Source organism: Salibacterium halotolerans (assembly GCF_900115625.1).
Classification (GTDB): Bacteria; Bacillota; Bacilli; order Bacillales; family Marinococcaceae; genus Salibacterium; species Salibacterium halotolerans.
Window position 1 is genome coordinate 40542 of the sequence record NZ_FOXD01000009.1, and the last position, 18229, is coordinate 58770.

The following is an 18229-nucleotide window of genomic DNA, read 5'->3' on the forward strand; positions in this document are numbered from 1 at the left end:
TTCGAGCCGTGCCCACGGCAAAGAAGGCACGATGAGCCCCAGCGAATCGATGCCGCCCTTGTGCTCTGGAGTAAAAGCGAAGTGTTTTGACGAAGCGGTGTTTAATGCAAAACAAAAATTCCGAACGATTCCTTGAAGGAATCGTTCGGAATTTTTCATTCACTTTAGAGTGTTGTCCCAGACTCTGTTTTTTGGTATACAGTAGAGGGAAGCTATGCATTTCCACTTGAGAGGAATTATTTCGTACTCCAAGGGGATGAAGCTGTTTGAAATATCACACCCGTCTTGCAATCACGCCGGAAAAAAGAGAGAATATACATGATACAGAAGGTGCCGGAGAAACTTTCAGCACAGCATGAATAAACCAATGAGAAATAGAGGGACAACAAGTGAACCGACCAATTGGAATTATAGATTCCGGAGTTGGAGGCCTGACCGTGGCCCGGGAGATTGCCCGGCAGCTTCCAAAAGAAAAAATGATATATATTGGAGATACCGCAAGATGTCCATACGGCCCGCGTCCTGTCCATGAAGTGAGGCAGTTTACGTGGGAGATGATTGATCGACTGCAGCAGGAAAACATAAAAATGCTCGTCATTGCGTGTAATACGGCGGCGGCTGTTGTTTTGGAAGAAGTGAAGGAACATCTCGATATTCCGGTCATCGGGGTTGTACAGCCGGGTGCCATTACAGCCCTGAAGCTGACGAGAACAGATCACGTCGCCGTCATTGGAACGCAAGGGACAATTGCCAGCGGCGCCTACCCGCGTGCGCTTCATGCTATAAATGAAGATGTACATGTACAGTCGCTCGCCTGTCCCCCTTTTGTTCCTCTGGTCGAACAGGGAATATGTAAAGGGGAGGAAGCGTTATCGATTGTCCGGCAGACACTTCAGCCGCTCACGGAAGACTCCTCCTTTGACACCCTGATTCTCGGCTGCACCCATTACCCTCTTTTGGCGGAAGTTATCCAGGAAGTTGTAGGGAGTGAAATCAGGCTCATTTCATCCGGAGACGAAACAGCCAGCGAAGCCAGCACTATTTTGAATTTTAATGATATGCTTCACACCGACACGGCGTTCCCGAATCACACGTTTTATACAACCGGGCGGGTTGATCATTTCCGTATGATCGCGGACCACTGGCTGGATGATACGACATCGGATGTCCGGTCCATAAGCCTGGAAAAAACACATTGAATTCGTTCGCCCGAATGGCTCTAAAAACAGCGGTTTATCCGGTATTTTCACGGGAAAATATATTCTGATGGTCTAATTCCCATACAGGCTCGTATAAATAGTACAAACTGGTCTGGGAGGGAAGAATGAATGAAAATGCCGTGGAAGGCAGCAGCCGTATTAACGGTGCCTTTTATTTTGCAAGGGTGTGGATTCGGCAGTGATGAGGCAGGGAATATGGACGAACCTCCGGAAGAAGTAACCGAGGAAATAGCATGGGAGGACTTTGAGGAGGCAGCACAAGAAGATGAATCTTCTTCTTCGGGTGACGAAAAGAAGACAGCGGAAGAGGAAACGGTGGAACGGGAACTTTATCTCATTGATGAAAATGGAATGGTTGCCCCGCAGACCTTTTCTCTTCCCAAAACGGAAGGTGTACTGAAACAGTCGCTGGAGCACCTCGTCAGCGGAGGGCCGATCAGTCAGATGGTTCCTAACGGATTCCAGGCTGTTCTGCCTCCCGGTACGGAAGTAGACGTCCGCCTGGATGAAAACGGAACGGCTGTTACTGACTTTTCACCGGAATTCCGTGACTATGAACCGGAAAAAGAGCAGGCGGTACTTCAGGCTGTAACGTGGACATTGACACAGTTTGAGAATGTGAACGATGTTTCATTCCAGATAAACGGCTATCAGCAGGAAACGATGCCCGTGAATGGAACGCCGATTGGAGAGACGTACAGTCGTGACCAGGGAATTAATCTGGACAGTGGAAGCGTCAGTGACATGACGGACAGCAGCAGCGTCACTGTTTATTTTTTATCCCAAGTTGGGGAAAACTCTTATTATGTTCCTGTTACCCGAAGAATAAGCGGGGACGAGGAGGATAACAAACTGGACGCTGCGATGAACGAACTGGTCAGAGGTCCTTCGCCGGACAGTAATCTGCACAGCGTTTTTCGTGAAGGAACAACGCTTGCGGAACCGTCTCAGGTCAAGCAGCAGACCGCGTCCCTCTTTTTCAATGAAGGACTGCTCAGCGGGCAGAATGGATCCGTTTCACAGCAGGCGCTGCACGCGGTAGCTCTGACGGCAACAGAACTGGAAGGCGTTGAAAATGTAGAACTGAATGTGGAAGGGGCCGAAGAAGTGCTGCGTGTAAACGGGAAATCGCTGGATGAACCTTTGGCACGTCCGGCTCTTGTGAATGAAGCTCCTTCCAAAGGATAATGATGCAGTGTAAGGCGGCAGCATGCTGCCTTCTTTTTATCCAGGAAGCGTCTGTCAAGCTCCTGCTTCCCTGAGGGCAGGAGCTGTCAGACGTTACACCGTAACAGGTTTTTTTCAGAATAGGGGGATACAAACATGACAATGAGACGTTTTGATGGAAGAGAGAAAAATGAGATGCGTCCGGTTATTATTGATACGGAATTTTTAAAACATCCGGAAGGCTCGGTGCTGATCACCGTGGGAGAAACCAAAGTTATCTGCACGGCGAGCATTGAGGACCGCGTTCCGCCATTTATGCGCAACAGCGGAAAAGGTTGGATTGCTGCAGAATATTCAATGCTGCCAAGAGCGACCGAGCAGCGTAATATCAGGGAAGCAGCGAAAGGAAAACTGAGCGGACGAACGATGGAAATTCAGCGTTTAATCGGCCGGTCCCTGCGTTCTGTTGTTGATTTGTCAAGCATCGGGGAGCGTACGATCTGGATTGACTGCGACGTCATTCAGGCAGACGGCGGCACACGGACTGCCTCCATTACAGGTGCATTTGTAGCCATGGCCATGGCAGTAAAATCTTTTGTAGAGGCAGGAAAAATCAAGACATGGCCGATTCTCGATTACCTGGCTGCTGTTTCTGTCGGAGTGGACGCTGGACAGGAAGAACTGCTGGATTTATGCTATAAAGAGGATGCCGACGCAGCGGTGGATATGAATATTGTGATGACGGGAAATGGTGAATTGGTTGAACTGCAGGGGACGGGGGAAGAAGCTTCCTATTCCCGCGCACAGCTTAATTCCCTCCTGGACCTGGGGGAAAAAGGAATGAATGAACTGTTTCTGATCCAGAAAGAACTGCTCGGCTCCATTGATGAGGACATTCAAACAAAGAAGGAAGCGGTTGAGTAAATGCGCACAATCATTATCGCAACCAAAAATGAAAACAAGGTAAAAGAATTTCGTGACATGTTCGGTTCTGATGTGGCTGTCCAGTCCCTGCTTGATGTGGACATGGAAGATATACCCGAGACCGGGGTGACGTTTGAAGAGAACGCCTCCCTGAAGGCGGAAGCGATTGCCGGTGTGTATGAAGTGCCGGTTATTGCAGATGACTCCGGACTCGAAATCGATGCACTGAATGGACGTCCCGGTGTATATTCCGCCCGTTATGCCGGGGAGGAAAAAAATGATGAAGCGAACACGGCCAAAGTGCTGCGGGAGCTCGAAGACGTACCGGAGGAAGAACGTTCGGCGCGTTTTGTCTGTGTGATTGCCGCAGCAGCGCCGAAAAAGACTACGGAAACATTCCGCGGAACGTGTGAAGGCAGCATAGCCTCGGCCAAATCAGGTACAAACGGTTTCGGCTATGATCCCATTTTTTATCTGCCGGAGCGCGGCGTCTGCATGGCAGAACTGCCGCCGGAAGAAAAAAATAAGATCAGCCACCGGTTCCGGGCTCTTCAGAAAATGAAAGAACAGAGCCTGAATATTACAGCGGACGAAGGAGAGTGAATCCTATGAAATGTTTAATCGTCAGTGACAGCCACGGCAGCCGGACGGAACTCAGTGAAGTGATTGAACGTCACCGCGGCGAAGTGGATGCTGTCTTTCACTGCGGAGACTCTGAATTGTCCAAAGACTCTTCTATTCTGGATGGTGTACATACGGTACAGGGAAACGTGGACAAGCCCGACGAATTCCCTGAAGATATCGCTGAAACGGTAAAAGGGGTCCGGGTGTATGTCACCCACGGCCACCTCTATAATATTAAAATGACCCACATTCCGCTTTCGTACCGTGTCGAAGAAACACAGTCGCGCATGGCATGTTTCGGCCACAGCCACCACCCGACCGCGTTTGAAGACCAGGGTGTTTTGTTCGTCAACCCGGGCAGTGTGATGCAGCCCCGCACCCGTCCGGAACAGACGTATGCGATCGCCTCCTTTGATGAATCCGGAGGAGCTGAAATACGCTTTTATGAACGGGAGTCGGCCGAAGAAGTAACCGATCTCTACGCTTCTTTCCCGGCTGGAACAAAAGAATAAAAGGTACGGACCACGGCCTGGAGCCTCTGCTCCAGGTCCGGGCCGTTTTTTCTTCTGTTCCTTTACACACTTTCAAAAATCGTATTGACTTAAGGCGCCGGATATAATAATATAATATTTGTCGCTGAAAAAACATACGTCCTGTCCCAGTAGCTCAGTAGGATAGAGCAACGGCCTTCTAAGCCGTAGGTCGCAGGTTCGAATCCTGCCTGGGACACCAAAATCAAAAGTGCCAAACCCCTTGGGAGACAAGGGGTTTTTAATTTATATCCAACATTTCTGCTTTTCGTAAATCGCTCTGATTTTAGCTCTTTGGGGCAGGATTTATTTTCTCCCTGTTTCTCCGTAAAAAAACTCCTTAAAGTGATTGGCTGCTGCCCAATTCATTTTTTCCATAAAAGAAATGATTAATTATTTTTATCAAACTCCATTATTTCACCCGGTTTGTGGCAAAATAACAGAAACGTTTTGAGGGGGAGTTTGGTGAGACTAAAAAGGTACATATTGACCATAGCATTACTTGGGTCCATGTTGACACCAGTGATTCATGCTGAAGAAGGGGCAATGCCGGGATGTAATGGAATCACAAAAGAGGAAGGAATGGAAGCTGCTCCGGGTGCTGCTTTGAACATGCATTTTCTGGATGTAGGACAAGGTGACAGCATCTTAGTGGAGCCCACTGGTGCCGGAGGAAATATTCTTATTGACGGAGGCATGCACGGATCGGGAGAAGTAATCATTGATTATTTAGAAAAAGAGCATATCGACAGCTTGGAATGGGTTGTGGCAACACATCCGGATGTCGATCATATCGGCGGATTAATTAAGGTATTGAAAGAAGTAGAAGTAAAAAATGTGCTGGATAGCGGAAAAGAGCATACGACGGAAACGTATCAGAAGTACCTTGAAGTAATAGATGAACAGGATATTCATGTTGTAAAAGCAGTAGAAGGGGAATATTTAGACACGCAGGCTGCTGAAGTGCAAATTCTGAATGGATATCATGACAGCGATGTTATCAATAAATCCTCTATTGTCCTTCATTTCACCTATGGAGAAACAAAAGCGTTATTAACGGGGGACGCTACGATTGAAAATGAAGTAGAAATGATGGAAAAATACGATGTCGTGTCCGACATGCTGAAGGTTGGTCACCACGGGGCAGATACATCAACAAGTGCTCAATTTGTGGAAGCAGTGGATCCTGAAACAGCGTTTCTGTCTTACGGCGAAAATAATTACGGCCACCCTTCTGAAAATGTTGTAGGAATTTTGAAAGATGCTGAAGTTGAACTATACAGCACGTATGAATCCGGAAATATTGAAGTTTCGCTGTATCCTCAAGGTCCCAAGGTGCTATCATCAGAGCCTTGGACCGGTGATGGAAATGAAAATGTAGATAACAAAGACTTTATAATTGATATGCCACTGGGTATGATATGTGGGTAGGAGGGTTTATTTGAAAAAATACACGGTCGATAGGTTGGAGGGGGAACTGGCCATTCTCCTTCCTGCCGGCGATGAAAGCATAAAGAAAGAGATATTAACAAAACAACTTCCTGCCGGTTTAAAGGAAGGTGATGTCATAGAAGTTGAATGTAACGGAGATGGAATAGTGCGGGAAGCTGTAGTAAATTATCAGGAAACAAAATACCGAAAACAAAAAGCCCAATCAACCCTTCAGAAGCTGAAGAATAAATAGGTGGGAACAGAAACTAATAAATACCATGATATTATCGATGGGGGGGCCTTGATTTAGTGAATCCCGGCGTCTTCTTTTGTTTTCTCCGAGGAATAAATATGGAAAGAAATACTCGAACAGAGAGAAAGAAGTAATAGAAAGCGGAATGTGAGACAACTTTTCTCTCACATTCCGATTCTTTGTGAATGGGATGGCATACGGGAAGTACATACTGTCTGCGGTAATTTATGAACAACTGCAGAACATTAGAGGAGTCGGTCCTGCGATTGTAGAGAACACTATCAAATCCAGAAATATAAACGGGCAGTTTGAATCGATGGATGAGCTGAATAATGTTTCTTACATCGGGATGGCAACAATTGAGGCAATGCGGCCGAACATCACTATAAGTTAATTATTTCCATTTTTTCTTGATAGACGGACATCTGTTCTGTTAAAGACTTGTCGTGATGAAAACACAGGCCGAAAGCGGTGCAGATGCCCGCTGTTTTCTGCAGGAATAAATTGATTTATCAGGACGCTGCCTATACAATTGGAACGGACCTTTAACCGATACGGTAGCACGTTTTTTGAATCGAAAGGGATGACATTCATGAATGAAGAGCAACTAGTAACATATCAAAAACAGTACTTCCATAATCTGTACAGCAGTTATAATCTATTTGAAAAAGGGTCCTGGCTCGAGAAGCCGTCGCCCTTTATTCAACGTTATATTCCGGTGGTTCAGCGGATTCCGGACAGCCGTGTGCTCGATCTTGGTGCCGGTCCGGGAAGGCACGCGCTTGCCATCGCAGGTTCGGCCGCGGCTATGAATACAGAGGTGACAGCGGTCGATCATCTTCCCCTTGCGGTCGAACAGCTCAAAACGAACAGCGGCCGCTTCGGCGTGCAAGCAAATATCAAACCGGTTCATGAAAAAGTGGAGAACACAGCGATAGAGGAGCAGTATTACCACTGGATCCTGGCTGTCCACCTGCTGGAACACATTCCGTCCCAGAAAGACCGGGAAATGCTTCTATCCCGTATCGAAGCCGGTGTGGTATATAAGCGCTATGTCACGATTGTGATGAACACGGATCAATCTCAAGATACACATCCGGATCCGGTCTGGAATCCAACGTGGCAGGAAGCGGTTGATTTACTGCGGAAGGCATTTGCCTCCTGGAGGGTGGTGGTTGAGAAAGTGGACAGGCATGCAGAAAACAACACTCTCACGTTTTTGGCTCAGAAAGAATAAAATTTTTGTTAGAGAAATAATCCGACAAAAAGCTTGATAAATAGACGGTGTAACCGCATTCAAATTTATCTTCTCTTTTTGAATCGTCTAATAATTTTAAAAAAGGGATTGACCAAAACCTTTAACCGGCGTATTATAATCGTCAAACACGTAATTGACACGGAAAATTTTCAGAATAACCATGCATTTACGTTACCGTTTAATATTGAAGGAACATCAGAGGTGATCGGGCATGGGGGAACAATGGATTTATCTGGACGGAGAATTTGTGGAGAAAGAAAATGCGAAAATTTCCGTTTTTGATCATGGTTTTCTCTACGGTGACGGCGTATTTGAAGGCATCCGTGTCTATAACGGCAATGTTTACAAACTTGATGAACACCTTGTCCGCCTTTATAATTCCGCAAAGTCGATAATGCTTGACATTCCGTACACGAAACAGGACCTCACTGACGTTATTGTGGAGACACTGAAAAAGAACAATCTCCGCGATGCCTATATTCGTCTCGTCGTTTCCCGCGGAGTCGGCAATCTCGGTCTGGATCCCGCGTCTTGTGCGCGCCCGCAGCTTGTCGTCATTGCGGAGAAACTCGCTATTTATCCGAAAGAGTTTTATGAAAAAGGTCTGGATATTGTCACCGTTGCAACAAGAAGAAACCGCCCGGATGTATTGAGCCCTAAAGTAAAATCATTGAATTATCTAAATAATATTCTTGTAAAGATTGAAGCCGGTCTTGCCGGTGTGAATGAAGCATTGATGCTGAATAACGAAGGGTATGTGGCGGAAGGTTCCGCAGATAACATTTTCATTCTGCGTGAAGGTGTGCTGTATACACCTCCCGGCTACGTGGGAGCTCTTGAAGGAATTACCCGTCAGGCGATTGTTGAACTTGCCGTTGAAATGGGTTATGATTTAAGAGAAGACCCTTTTACACGACATGATGTTTATACATCCGATGAAGTGTTTCTTACCGGGACAGCTGCTGAAGTTATTGCGGTTGTCAAGGTGGACGGCCGTATTATCGGCGATGGAAAGCCGGGTAAAGAAACGCAGCGGATACTGGAAGCATTTCGTAACAAAGTAGAACAGGACGGCGTAAGCATGGAAGCGCCCCGTTCAGAAGTCGAAATAACTTGAAACAGACGGGATTGTACGTCCCGGTGTCTATACGAAAACAGTCAAATAGAGAAATACGCTGAAGAGGACCAGTAGTCTGCATTCCGGCCTTCACAGAGATCCGTGCATGCTGAGAAACGGAACTGCCGCTGTAGATGAACTCCCCTCTGAGTGCCTGTGTGAAAGCTTAACTGCCGGTAATGCAGGCCGGGTGCAGGAATGTACACTTCACCCGTTATCATAACAGGCGGAACAAAGCAGTCGTTCCGCCGCCGAGGCGGCTGTTGCCGCAAAAAAGGGTGGTACCGTGGAAAGCAGTCTTTCCGCCCCTTTAACTGGATTCATTCTGGTTAAAGGGCGGAAAGACTTTTTTTATTTGACGTTCCGCCGACCAAGAAAACTATGTATAAGGAGGAAGCAGAGATGGGACCAGAGACAAAAGAAATGCAGGACCGCGAACTCAAAGACGAAAGCCAGGAAATGACGGGAGCCAGCATGCTTATTCAGGCGCTTGCGCGGGAGAATGTCGAAGTCGTCTTCGGCTATCCAGGCGGTGCAAATTTAACCACCTATGATGAAATTTACAGAACAGGAATGCATCATGTGCTTGCCCGTCATGAGCAGGGGGCGGTACATGCAGCGGAAGGGTATGCCAGAGTTTCCGGAAATCCCGGAGTCTGTATCGTCACCTCAGGTCCCGGAGCGACAAACGTTGTCACCGGTATTGCCGATGCCATGATTGACTCGCTTCCTCTCGTTGTTATTACCGGTCAGGTGGCTACAAACGCAATCGGAACCGATGCCTTCCAGGAGGCCGATGTTATTGGGGTGACGATGCCGATTACAAAACACAATTTTCAGGCGCGGGAAGTAGAAGATCTTCCCCGGATGATCAAGGAAGCTTTTCACATTGCTTCCACCGGCCGGCCCGGTCCTGTATTAATTGATATGCCCAAAGACATTGCGGCGGCGTCCGGTATTTTCAACTACGATCAACCGGTGGAACTTCCCGGCTATCAGCCGACTGTCGTTCCCAACAAGCTTCAGATTAAAAAATTGGCCGATGCCTTAACGGCAGCAGAAAAGCCTGTCGTTCTCACCGGAGCCGGAGTACTTCACGCCGGTGGATCCGATGAACTTTATGAGTATATTACGAAGCAGCAGATTCCTGCAGCGAGCACGCTGCTCGGTCTCGGAGCTTTCCCGGGAACCCACGACCTGTCGCTTGGCATGGTCGGCATGCACGGCACCTACACCGCGAACATGGCTCTGCATGAATCCGACCTTTTAATCAGCATCGGCGCACGCTTTGATGACAGGGTGACCGGCGCGCTCAAACACTTCGCGCCGAATGCCAAAGTGGCCCATATCGATATCGATCCGGCCGAAATCGGCAAAAATATCGAAACCGAGATTCCTGTAGTGGGAGATGCGAAAGAAGCGCTGCGCATGCTGAATGAATACAACGGCACTCCGGGCGACTTCACGAAATGGAAAGAGCAGCTTGCTGCATGGCAGGAAGAATATCCGCTCTGGTATCACGAAGAGAAGGATTATCTCAAACCGCAGCACTTGATGGAAATGATTTATGAAGAAACGAAAGGCGAGGCTGTCGTGACGACAGACGTTGGTCAGCATCAGATGTGGGCTGCCCAGTACTACAAGTTCGACCGCCCCGATTCCTGGGTGACGTCCGGTGGACTCGGAACCATGGGATTCGGCTTTCCATCAGCTATCGGCGCCCAGTTCGCCGCACCGGACCGGCAGGTTGTAGCCGTGCTCGGCGACGCCGGATTCCAGATGACGGCGCAGGAAATGTCGATTCTGCAGGAATTGAATCTGCCGGTGAAAATTATTCTTGTAAATAATGCTTCTCTCGGTATGGTCCGTCAGTGGCAGGAATTATTCTATGACGAGCGTTATTCCAACTCGATTTTTCCTATCCAGCCGGACTTTGTGAAAATGGCGGAAGCCTACAACATTAAGGGCTGGAAAATAGAAGATCCAAAGGAGATGCATCAGGCGCTGCGAGACGCTCTCACCTATGATGGTCCGGTGCTGATGGACTGCCGGGTGGAAAAAGAAGAAAATGTCTATCCGATGATCGCACCTGGAAAAGGCCATCATGAAATGGAGGGAATTAAGCCGTGAAACGCACCATCGTTGCAACAGTAAATAACAGTTCCGGAGTGATGAACAGGATTACAGGGTTGTTTGCCCGGAGGCAGTTTAACATTGAGAGCATCACCGTCGGCATGACAGAGAACCCTGACATTTCGCGTATGACGTTTGTTGTGAATGTCGATAACGAACGCGGACTGGATCAGGTGATCAAGCAGCTCAACAAACAGGTGGATGTGCTGAAAGTGCGGGATATTACCGATGATTCGATCATTGAAAGAGAGCTGGCGCTTGTTAAAGTGGTCGCCGCTCCGCAGCATCGAGGAGAAATATCCGCGCTTGCCGAGCCGTTCCGCGCTTCTGTAGTGGATGTCGGCCGGGAGAGCATTACGCTCCAGGTGACCGGCGATCAACAGAAAGTGGAAGCTTTGATTGATCTTTTGAAACCATACGGCATTAAAGAACTTGCCCGTACCGGCATCACTGCTTTCAAACGGGGCCCGGTTAAAAGTGATTTTGAAACACCAAGGTATTCTATTCTAAATTAATCTACAATTTTTACTACTTTAAAAGGAGAGATAGCAATTATGGCACAAGCACTTTACAATGGTGATATCAATGAGGGAATCCTGCAGGACAAAACGGTAGCGGTTGTCGGATACGGCTCCCAGGGCCACGCCCACGCGAAAAATATGCGGGAAAGCGGTGTTCACGTTATCATCGGACTTCGTAAAGGAAAGTCCTGGACGAAAGCGGAAGAAGACGGATTTGAAGTATTTACCGTCAATGAAGCCACGAAAAAGGCCGACGTCATTATGATTCTGCTTCCGGATGAACATCAGCCGGGAACCTATGAAAATGAGATTAAACCAGAACTTAAACCCGGCAAAGCTATCGCGTTTGCGCACGGCTTTAACATCCACTTCAGCCAGGTGGTTCCTCCGGAAGACATCGACGTGTTTATGATCGCGCCGAAAGGACCGGGGCACATCGTCCGCCGCGTTTATGAAGAAGGAGCCGGCGTACCGTCCCTTATCGCGGTGTATCAGGATGCCACAGGCCAGGCAAAAGATATCGCCCTTGCCTATGCTAAACAGATTGGAGCAGGCCGCGCGGGTATCATGGAAACAACCTTCCAGGAAGAAACAGAAACCGACCTGTTCGGTGAGCAGGCTGTTCTTTGCGGAGGCACATCTGCTCTGGTGAAAGCCGGATTTGAAACGCTCGTGGAAGCCGGTTATCAGCCGGAAGTGGCCTACTTTGAATGCCTCCACGAAATGAAGCTGATTGTGGATCTTATGTATGAAGGCGGTCTGGAAGGAATGCGTTACTCCATTTCGGACACTGCTCAGTGGGGAGACTTCCAGGCAGGCCCGAGAATTGTAACGGAGCAGACCAGAGAAGCGATGCGCGGTATTCTGGATGATATTCAGAGTGGACGTTTCGCGAAAAGCTGGATTCTTGAAAACCAGGCAAACCGTCCGGAATTTAATGCAACCAATGCGCGTGAAAATAGACATCAGATTGAAGAAGTCGGCCGTGAATTGCGCGGAATGATGCCGTTTGTCGGCAAAAAATAGAAAGGAGTGGTGACTGTGCGGAAGATTAATGTTTTTGACACAACGCTTCGTGACGGGGAACAGGCACCGGGTGTGAATTTCAATTTTGATGAAAAGATGCAGATTGCCTATCAGCTCGAACGCCTCGGTGTTGATATCATCGAGGCCGGGTTCCCGGCATCGTCCAACGGTTCGTTCGAATCGGTGAAAAACATCGCCGATTCGATTAAAGGAAGTTCTGTCACCGGTCTTTCCCGCACCGTTTTTAAAGACATTGATACAGCCTGGGAAGCGTTGAAAGGCGGCGTGGAACCAAGACTGCATATCTTCATCGGCACGTCACCAATCCACATGGAGCATAAGCTCCGCATGACGCCGGAGCAGGTGATAGAAAATTCAGTAGAAGCGGTGAAATATGCGAAAACAAGGTTCCCCCACGTGCAGTGGTCCGCTGAAGATGCCTGCCGTTCCGACCTTGATTTTCTAGTTAAAATCATCGAAAAAGTCATTGATGCCGGCGCGGAAGTGATTAACCTGCCGGACACGGTCGGTTACGTCACGCAGGATGAAATACGTCACATGTTCCGCTATATTAAGGAAAACGTGCCGAATTCGGATCAAGCAGTACTTTCCACGCACTGCCACGATGATCTTGGTATGGCAGCGGCGAATTCGCTTGCTGCACTGGAAGCTGGAGCAGGTCAGGTGGAAGGAACCATCAACGGCATCGGGGAACGGGCCGGCAATGCTTCGCTTGAGGAGATTGCAGTAGCACTGAAAATCCGCAATGATTACTATAAGGCAGAAACCGGCCTGACCCTGAATGAAATCAAACGCACGAGCACGATGATCAGTAAATTGTCCGGCATGACGGTACCCAGTAATAAAGCGGTCGTCGGGGACAACGCATTTGCCCATGAATCCGGCATTCATCAGGACGGCGTGCTGAAAAACAGTTCCACCTATGAAATTATCACGCCGGATCTCGTCGGGGTGAACGCCAACCGTATGGTGCTCGGCAAACTATCCGGGCTCCATGCATTCAAGAATAAGATCGAAGCACTCGGCTACCAGGCTTCAGAGGAAGAGCTGAAAAAAGTGTTTAAAGAATTTAAAACACTGGCAGACAAGAAGAGTGAAATAACCGATGAAGATATTATGGCGCTCATGTCTGAAGAAAAAGCCGGGGAGTCCGTCAGCTATTATGAAGTGGAAACCCTTCAGGTGAACTACGGTACCACCAATATTCCAACGGCAACTGTCACGCTGAAAAATCCGGAAGGAAACACCATCCAGGAAGCAGCGACAGGTTCCGGCAGTGTAGAAGCCGTATACCAGACAATTGAAAGGATGATTGGAGGACACGCAGATCTTAAAGATTACCGCATCCAGTCTATTACCGGCGGACGGGATGCTCTTGCAGAAGTCAATGTTCTAATGGAGTACGAAGGCGTGGAAGTATCCGGACGCGGTACGGCTAATGATGTGCTGGAAGCCTCCGCCCGTGCCTATATCAATGCCATAAACCGCGCGCTGAACTATCAGAGCGGCCGTGATCTTCAGGCGGAAAAAGTCAACGTGTAACGCTGCCGGGTGATGAAAGCTGTAAGGGAGAGAAAAGAATGAAGAAAACAATTACCGTTCTTCCGGGAGATGGAATAGGCCTGGAAGTCGTAAAAGCAACCACCACCGTACTGGATAAAGTCGCAGAGCTGTATGGTCATGAATTTGAGTATAAGTATGCCGATATCGGTGGAACAGCCATCGACAAACATGAAGACCCTCTTCCACAGGAAACAGTGGACACGTGTAAAAGCAGTGACGGTGTCCTGCTTGGAGCGGTAGGCGGTCCGAAGTGGGAGAACCATCCTTCCGGACTGCGCCCGGAACAGGGACTTCTCGGTATCCGCAAAGCTCTTCAGCTTTTTGCAAATCTTCGTCCTGTGACCGGTCATGAAAGTCTGACGGACGCTTCCAGTCTGAAAAAAGAAGTGGTCGATAACGTGGACCTCATGATTCTAAGGGAACTGACCGGCGGTATCTATTTCGGCCGCCCGCAGGAACGCAGACAGGTGGACGGAGAAGAAGCAGCACTTGATACGATGATTTACAAAAAATCCGAGATAGAAAGAATTGTCCGTCAGGGTTTTGAAATGGCGAAGCTCCGCCGTAAAAAGCTGACGTCGGTTGATAAAGCAAATGTGCTGGAATCGAGCCGCCTCTGGCGCGAAACGGTGGAAGAAATAAAAAGCGACTATCCGGACGTGAAAGTCGAACACATGCTGGTCGATAACGCTGCCATGCAGATTATCCGTGAACCAAAACAGTTTGATGTGATGGTAACCGGCAATATGTTTGGTGACATCTTAAGCGATGCTGCCTCCATGCTTACCGGATCGCTCGGCATGCTGCCTTCGGCGAGTATCGGAGAACAGGCACCGGGTCTGTACGAACCGGTTCACGGTTCTGCTCCCGATATCGAAGGACAGAATAAAGCGAACCCGCTTGCGATGATCGCATCGGCGGCGATGATGCTGAAATACTCCTTTAAAATGACAGAAGAGGCGGATGCTCTTGATAAAGCGGTTTCTGATGTTCTGAGTGCCGGACATCGTACCGGAGATATTGCAAAAGAAGGGGAAACCGCGTTGTCCACAGATGAAATGACGGAAAAAGTCATGGAGGTACTGAAAAAATAACCGGGGAACCGGGAGAGGAAAAGTGAGGGAAGCGGAAATGAAACCAAAAACAATAATCGAAAAAATCTGGGAAAGCCATAAAGTACACGCCGAAGACGGTAAACCGGATTTGATGTATGTAGACCTTCAGATGGTGCACGAAGTTACTTCTCCGCAGGCTTTTGAAGGACTGCGTCTATCCGGACGCAAAGTCCGCCGCCCGGATTTGACGTTTGCGACGATGGACCATAACGTTCCGACCGAAAACAGGTCTTCCATTACGGATGCTGTTTCCAAAAAGCAAATGGAAACATTGACAAATAACTGTAATGAATTTGGTGTGGAAATTGCGGATTTAAACAGTCCGAATAACGGTATTGTCCACATCATAGGTCCTGAACTGGGGCTTACTCAGCCGGGCAAAATTATTGTGTGCGGTGACAGCCATACGTCCACCCACGGCGCTTTTGGTGCGCTTGCTTTTGGTATCGGCACGAGTGAAGTGGAGCACACGCTGGCGACGCAGACATTATGGCAGTCCCCGCCGAAAACAATGGAAGTCCGTGTGAATGGCCGGCTGAACCCGGGAGCAACGGCAAAAGACATCATTCTTGCTGTCATCGCAAAACATGGTGTCGACTTTGGTACCGGCCATGTTTTGGAGTACACCGGAGAAGCTATCCGTGGTTTAACGATGGAAGAACGCATGACCATCTGTAACATGTCCATTGAAGCAGGGGCAAGAGCCGGATTAATCAGCCCGGACCAGGTAACGTTCGATTATCTGGAAGGACGCAGACATGTTCCTGAAGGTGAGGCATTCAACCGCAAAGTGGAAGAATGGCAGGCTCTTGCCACCGACGAAGGAGCGGAGTACGACGCTGTTGTGGAAATTGACAGTGAGGAAATTGAGCCAATGGTAACATGGGGAACCAACCCGTCCCAGGGTGTCGGTATTCACGGAACGGTTCCTTCACCGGAGGACGCCGAAACAGGTGCAGAGCGTAAAGCTATTGAGCAGTCGCTTGAGTATATGGATCTGGAACCGGGTACGAAAATGACAGATATCCACATCCAGCATGTATTTCTTGGTTCCTGTACCAACGCCCGTATCAGCGATCTCCGCGCCGCTGCCAAAATCGCAGAAGGCCGGACCGTGGCAGATGGTGTGCGCGCTATGGTCGTTCCTGGATCGCAGCAGGTAAAAATGCAGGCGGAAGAAGAAGGGCTGGATAAAATTTTCAAAGATGCCGGTTTTGACTGGAGACAGTCCGGCTGCAGCATGTGTCTAAGTATGAACCCTGACTTTGTTCCGGAAGGGGAACGCTGTGCGTCCACATCAAACCGTAACTTTGAAGGACGCCAGGGTAAAGGCGCAAGAACACATCTCGTCAGCCCCGCTATGGCCGCCGCTGCTGCTATTGCCGGTCGATTTGTTGATATCCGGTATCTCGATGAAGCAGTAACGAACTAACGATTTCAGAAAAAGAAGGTGAATGTAATGGAACCAATCGTGACACACACCGGAAATACAGCGGTTCTGCCACGTGTCAATGTGGATACGGACCAAATCATCCCAAAACAGTTTTTGAAACGTGTTGAGCGCACAGGTTTCGGGCAGTTTCTGTTTTTTGACTGGCGTTTTCTGGAGGACGGAAGCGACAATCCGGATTTTGAACTGAATCAGCCTCAGGCTGAAGGGGCGACTGTTTTGATTGCCGATCATAACTTCGGAAGCGGCTCCTCGCGTGAGCATGCTCCGTGGGCCCTGCAGGATTATGGATTCCGCGTGATTATAGCACCGAGTTTTGCTGACATTTTCTACAGTAACTGTTTCAAAAACGGTATCCTGCCGATACGTCTGGATGAAGAAAAAGTATATCGGTTGATGGAAAAGGGGAAGAATCAGAAATACGACGTAATGGTTGATCTTCCCAATCAAAAAATCACCGATGAGCAGGGTTTTGAAGAAACATTTGAGATTGATGATTATTATAAGCAGATGCTTATCAACGGTTGGGATGAGATCAGTATCACGCTGCAGTATGAAGATAAAATCGATCAATTCGAAAAAAGTATGAACGTATAAAACCATCTTTCATTGCAAAAGACAGTCGTGTACGATCAACACGAGGGTAAAACAGAAAGGCAGCCTGCAAAGGGGCTGTCTTCTTTTTCCATCACTATCACGTACAGGAAAGGGGGCGCAGCATGAAGGAAAAAAAGGACTCGGAGCAGAATGTTATTTCTTTTCCAGGCTCTGCGGATCGACTATCAACGCAGGGACTGGAAGAACTGAAAAAAGGAAACAAAGAAAAAGCAGTGAACTTCTTTTCAGAAGCCCTGCAGCATGACTCCTTTCATGAAGAGGCGTCGTACGGTCTGCTTCTCGGGCTTGCGGAAACCGGAAGACTAACGGAAGGAATCAGACTGGCGGAACAGTTAATGGACGGGAACAATAGCAACTATTTCGAAGTCCTGCAGGTGTATGTGTCGCTGCTTGCGCAGGCTGGAGAATATCAAAAAGTGGTGACGATCCTCGAAGGCGTTCAGGAAGAACACCGCTTTCCCGCTAAGATGGCGGAGCAGTTGTTTGAGCTGCTGGAATTGTCACGCACGATGGCTGAAACGTCCATTGAGCCGGAGCCGGAAGAAGACCGGCCTGATCGGGATTGGAGTGTGGAGTTAAAATCAGGCGGGGCAGAATATAAACTGTCGATTCTTCAGGAAATGAAAGGTTATCCCTTTTCTTCGGTAGTGCCGGACGTCGAAACGCTGCTTACCGATCCGGAAATAACTCCGCTCTTAAAAAGTATGCTTTTGTTTTTACTGAAGGATATCCATACAGACCGGGAAGTTGAGATAACGAAACTGGAGCGCACGGGGACTTTTATTCCCTCTTCTCTGCCTCCACTGGAAGACAGCTCGGTGTACATAGAAACAAAGGGGCTTCTTCGGGATGTGCTTGCCCACGAGGAGCCGGTGCTGCTCGAACATAGTTTGGAACTGTTGAAAGAACTTCTGCTGTATTATTATCCTTTTCCACCATCCATGCCGGTAAACGGGCTGGCCGCTGTGATTCATGCAGAAGCTGCAGGGCGCATCGGATACCCTTCAAAGACAGATGATACAGCAGCGCACTATGATATTTCAGAGAAAACTTTTTGTGATGTAAAACAAGAATATGATACATTAAAACCCAACATATCACATATATAAAAGCTGCTTTATTCCGGCAGAAGCCGAACAGTCCTTTATGAACAGAAATCCGTATTTGTTCAGGCTTTCTTATGGTGTTTTTCATTGAAATGAACATTTGATATGTTATAATAAGGAGGTTGTGAATACGGAGATAACCTATGAAACTT

18 protein-coding genes and 1 tRNA gene are annotated in these 18229 nt (G+C 48.3%); all 19 read left to right on the top strand.

Annotation, left to right across the window (positions count from 1 at the left end):
- Positions 1-389: 389 nt before the first annotated feature.
- The 19 genes from racE to BM124_RS09180 all read left to right on the top strand — a co-directional run bounded on the left by racE (position 390) and on the right by BM124_RS09180 (position 18080).
- Positions 390-1199, top strand: coding sequence for a glutamate racemase (racE, locus tag BM124_RS09090; protein ID WP_093336973.1), 810 nt, complete (start codon positions 390-392; stop codon positions 1197-1199).
- A 129-nt stretch (positions 1200-1328) separates the two neighbouring features.
- The gene (locus tag BM124_RS09095; protein WP_093336974.1) at positions 1329-2408 is read left to right on the top strand and encodes a GerMN domain-containing protein; all 1080 of its coding nucleotides are present in this window, start codon (positions 1329-1331) and stop codon (positions 2406-2408) included.
- A 135-nt stretch (positions 2409-2543) separates the two neighbouring features.
- Complete coding sequence (gene rph / locus BM124_RS09100) at positions 2544-3311, top strand: ribonuclease PH (protein ID WP_093336976.1); 768 nt, start codon at positions 2544-2546, stop codon at positions 3309-3311.
- Positions 3312-3914 (top strand): XTP/dITP diphosphatase, encoded by a 603-nt coding sequence (locus BM124_RS09105; protein WP_093336977.1) that lies wholly within the window; start codon positions 3312-3314, stop codon positions 3912-3914.
- 5 nt (positions 3915-3919) lie between these two features.
- Positions 3920-4447, top strand: coding sequence for a metallophosphoesterase family protein (locus BM124_RS09110; protein WP_093336979.1), 528 nt, complete (start codon positions 3920-3922; stop codon positions 4445-4447).
- 143 nt (positions 4448-4590) lie between these two features.
- A tRNA-Arg gene (locus BM124_RS09115) sits at positions 4591-4667 on the top strand.
- 263 nt (positions 4668-4930) lie between these two features.
- Positions 4931-5896: a ComEC/Rec2 family competence protein gene (locus tag BM124_RS09120; protein ID WP_093336980.1), complete on the top strand. Its 966-nt coding sequence runs from the start codon at positions 4931-4933 to the stop codon at positions 5894-5896.
- A 10-nt stretch (positions 5897-5906) separates the two neighbouring features.
- Positions 5907-6149, top strand: coding sequence for a DUF3006 domain-containing protein (locus BM124_RS09125; protein WP_170841070.1), 243 nt, complete (start codon positions 5907-5909; stop codon positions 6147-6149).
- A gap of 190 nt (positions 6150-6339) precedes the next feature.
- The gene (locus BM124_RS09130) at positions 6340-6543 is read left to right on the top strand and encodes a ComEA family DNA-binding protein (RefSeq protein WP_093336983.1); all 204 of its coding nucleotides are present in this window, start codon (positions 6340-6342) and stop codon (positions 6541-6543) included.
- A gap of 189 nt (positions 6544-6732) precedes the next feature.
- Positions 6733-7386, top strand: coding sequence for a class I SAM-dependent methyltransferase (locus BM124_RS09135; RefSeq protein ID WP_212634956.1), 654 nt, complete (start codon positions 6733-6735; stop codon positions 7384-7386).
- Between the two features lie 232 nt (positions 7387-7618).
- Positions 7619-8524 (top strand): branched-chain-amino-acid transaminase, encoded by a 906-nt coding sequence (gene ilvE / locus BM124_RS09140; RefSeq protein ID WP_093336986.1) that lies wholly within the window; start codon positions 7619-7621, stop codon positions 8522-8524.
- Between the two features lie 402 nt (positions 8525-8926).
- Positions 8927-10654 carry an acetolactate synthase large subunit gene (ilvB, locus tag BM124_RS09145; RefSeq protein WP_093336988.1) on the top strand — a complete coding sequence of 576 codons (1728 nt, stop codon included), beginning with the start codon at positions 8927-8929 and terminating at the stop codon, positions 10652-10654.
- The gene (gene ilvN / locus BM124_RS09150) at positions 10651-11172 is read left to right on the top strand and encodes an acetolactate synthase small subunit (RefSeq protein WP_093336989.1); all 522 of its coding nucleotides are present in this window, start codon (positions 10651-10653) and stop codon (positions 11170-11172) included. Before ilvB ends, ilvN begins: the two co-directional genes overlap by 4 nt.
- 39 nt (positions 11173-11211) lie before the next feature.
- Positions 11212-12204: a ketol-acid reductoisomerase gene (gene ilvC, locus BM124_RS09155; RefSeq protein WP_093336991.1), complete on the top strand. Its 993-nt coding sequence runs from the start codon at positions 11212-11214 to the stop codon at positions 12202-12204.
- A 15-nt stretch (positions 12205-12219) separates the two neighbouring features.
- The gene (locus BM124_RS09160; RefSeq protein ID WP_093336992.1) at positions 12220-13767 is read left to right on the top strand and encodes a 2-isopropylmalate synthase; all 1548 of its coding nucleotides are present in this window, start codon (positions 12220-12222) and stop codon (positions 13765-13767) included.
- A gap of 38 nt (positions 13768-13805) precedes the next feature.
- Positions 13806-14882: a 3-isopropylmalate dehydrogenase gene (leuB, locus tag BM124_RS09165; RefSeq protein ID WP_093336994.1), complete on the top strand. Its 1077-nt coding sequence runs from the start codon at positions 13806-13808 to the stop codon at positions 14880-14882.
- A gap of 37 nt (positions 14883-14919) precedes the next feature.
- A complete protein-coding gene (gene leuC / locus BM124_RS09170) occupies positions 14920-16335 on the top strand; it encodes a 3-isopropylmalate dehydratase large subunit (RefSeq protein ID WP_093337111.1) in 1416 nt (471 codons plus the stop codon).
- A 27-nt stretch (positions 16336-16362) separates the two neighbouring features.
- Positions 16363-16950 (top strand): 3-isopropylmalate dehydratase small subunit, encoded by a 588-nt coding sequence (leuD, locus tag BM124_RS09175; RefSeq protein ID WP_093336995.1) that lies wholly within the window; start codon positions 16363-16365, stop codon positions 16948-16950.
- A gap of 122 nt (positions 16951-17072) precedes the next feature.
- Complete coding sequence (locus BM124_RS09180) at positions 17073-18080, top strand: tetratricopeptide repeat protein (protein WP_093336997.1); 1008 nt, start codon at positions 17073-17075, stop codon at positions 18078-18080.
- Positions 18081-18229 lie beyond the last annotated feature (149 nt).

What these genes read in the sequence shown, in the direction of transcription:
- ilvC (WP_093336991.1), top strand. Translation starts at nt 11,212, where the DNA reads ATGGCACAAGCACTTTACAATGGTGATATCAATGAGGGAATCCTGCAG.
- BM124_RS09110 (WP_093336979.1), top strand. Translation starts at nt 3,920, where the DNA reads ATGAAATGTTTAATCGTCAGTGACAGCCACGGCAGCCGGACGGAACTC.
- leuB (WP_093336994.1), top strand. Translation starts at nt 13,806, where the DNA reads ATGAAGAAAACAATTACCGTTCTTCCGGGAGATGGAATAGGCCTGGAA.
- leuC (WP_093337111.1), top strand. Translation starts at nt 14,920, where the DNA reads ATGAAACCAAAAACAATAATCGAAAAAATCTGGGAAAGCCATAAAGTA.
- BM124_RS09135 (WP_212634956.1), top strand. Translation starts at nt 6,733, where the DNA reads ATGACATTCATGAATGAAGAGCAACTAGTAACATATCAAAAACAGTAC.
- ilvE (WP_093336986.1), top strand. Translation starts at nt 7,619, where the DNA reads ATGGGGGAACAATGGATTTATCTGGACGGAGAATTTGTGGAGAAAGAA.
- BM124_RS09095 (WP_093336974.1), top strand. Translation starts at nt 1,329, where the DNA reads ATGAAAATGCCGTGGAAGGCAGCAGCCGTATTAACGGTGCCTTTTATT.
- leuD (WP_093336995.1), top strand. Translation starts at nt 16,363, where the DNA reads ATGGAACCAATCGTGACACACACCGGAAATACAGCGGTTCTGCCACGT.
- rph (WP_093336976.1), top strand. Translation starts at nt 2,544, where the DNA reads ATGACAATGAGACGTTTTGATGGAAGAGAGAAAAATGAGATGCGTCCG.
- ilvB (WP_093336988.1), top strand. Translation starts at nt 8,927, where the DNA reads ATGGGACCAGAGACAAAAGAAATGCAGGACCGCGAACTCAAAGACGAA.
- BM124_RS09105 (WP_093336977.1), top strand. Translation starts at nt 3,312, where the DNA reads ATGCGCACAATCATTATCGCAACCAAAAATGAAAACAAGGTAAAAGAA.
- BM124_RS09180 (WP_093336997.1), top strand. Translation starts at nt 17,073, where the DNA reads ATGAAGGAAAAAAAGGACTCGGAGCAGAATGTTATTTCTTTTCCAGGC.
- BM124_RS09130 (WP_093336983.1), top strand. Translation starts at nt 6,340, where the DNA reads ATGGCATACGGGAAGTACATACTGTCTGCGGTAATTTATGAACAACTG.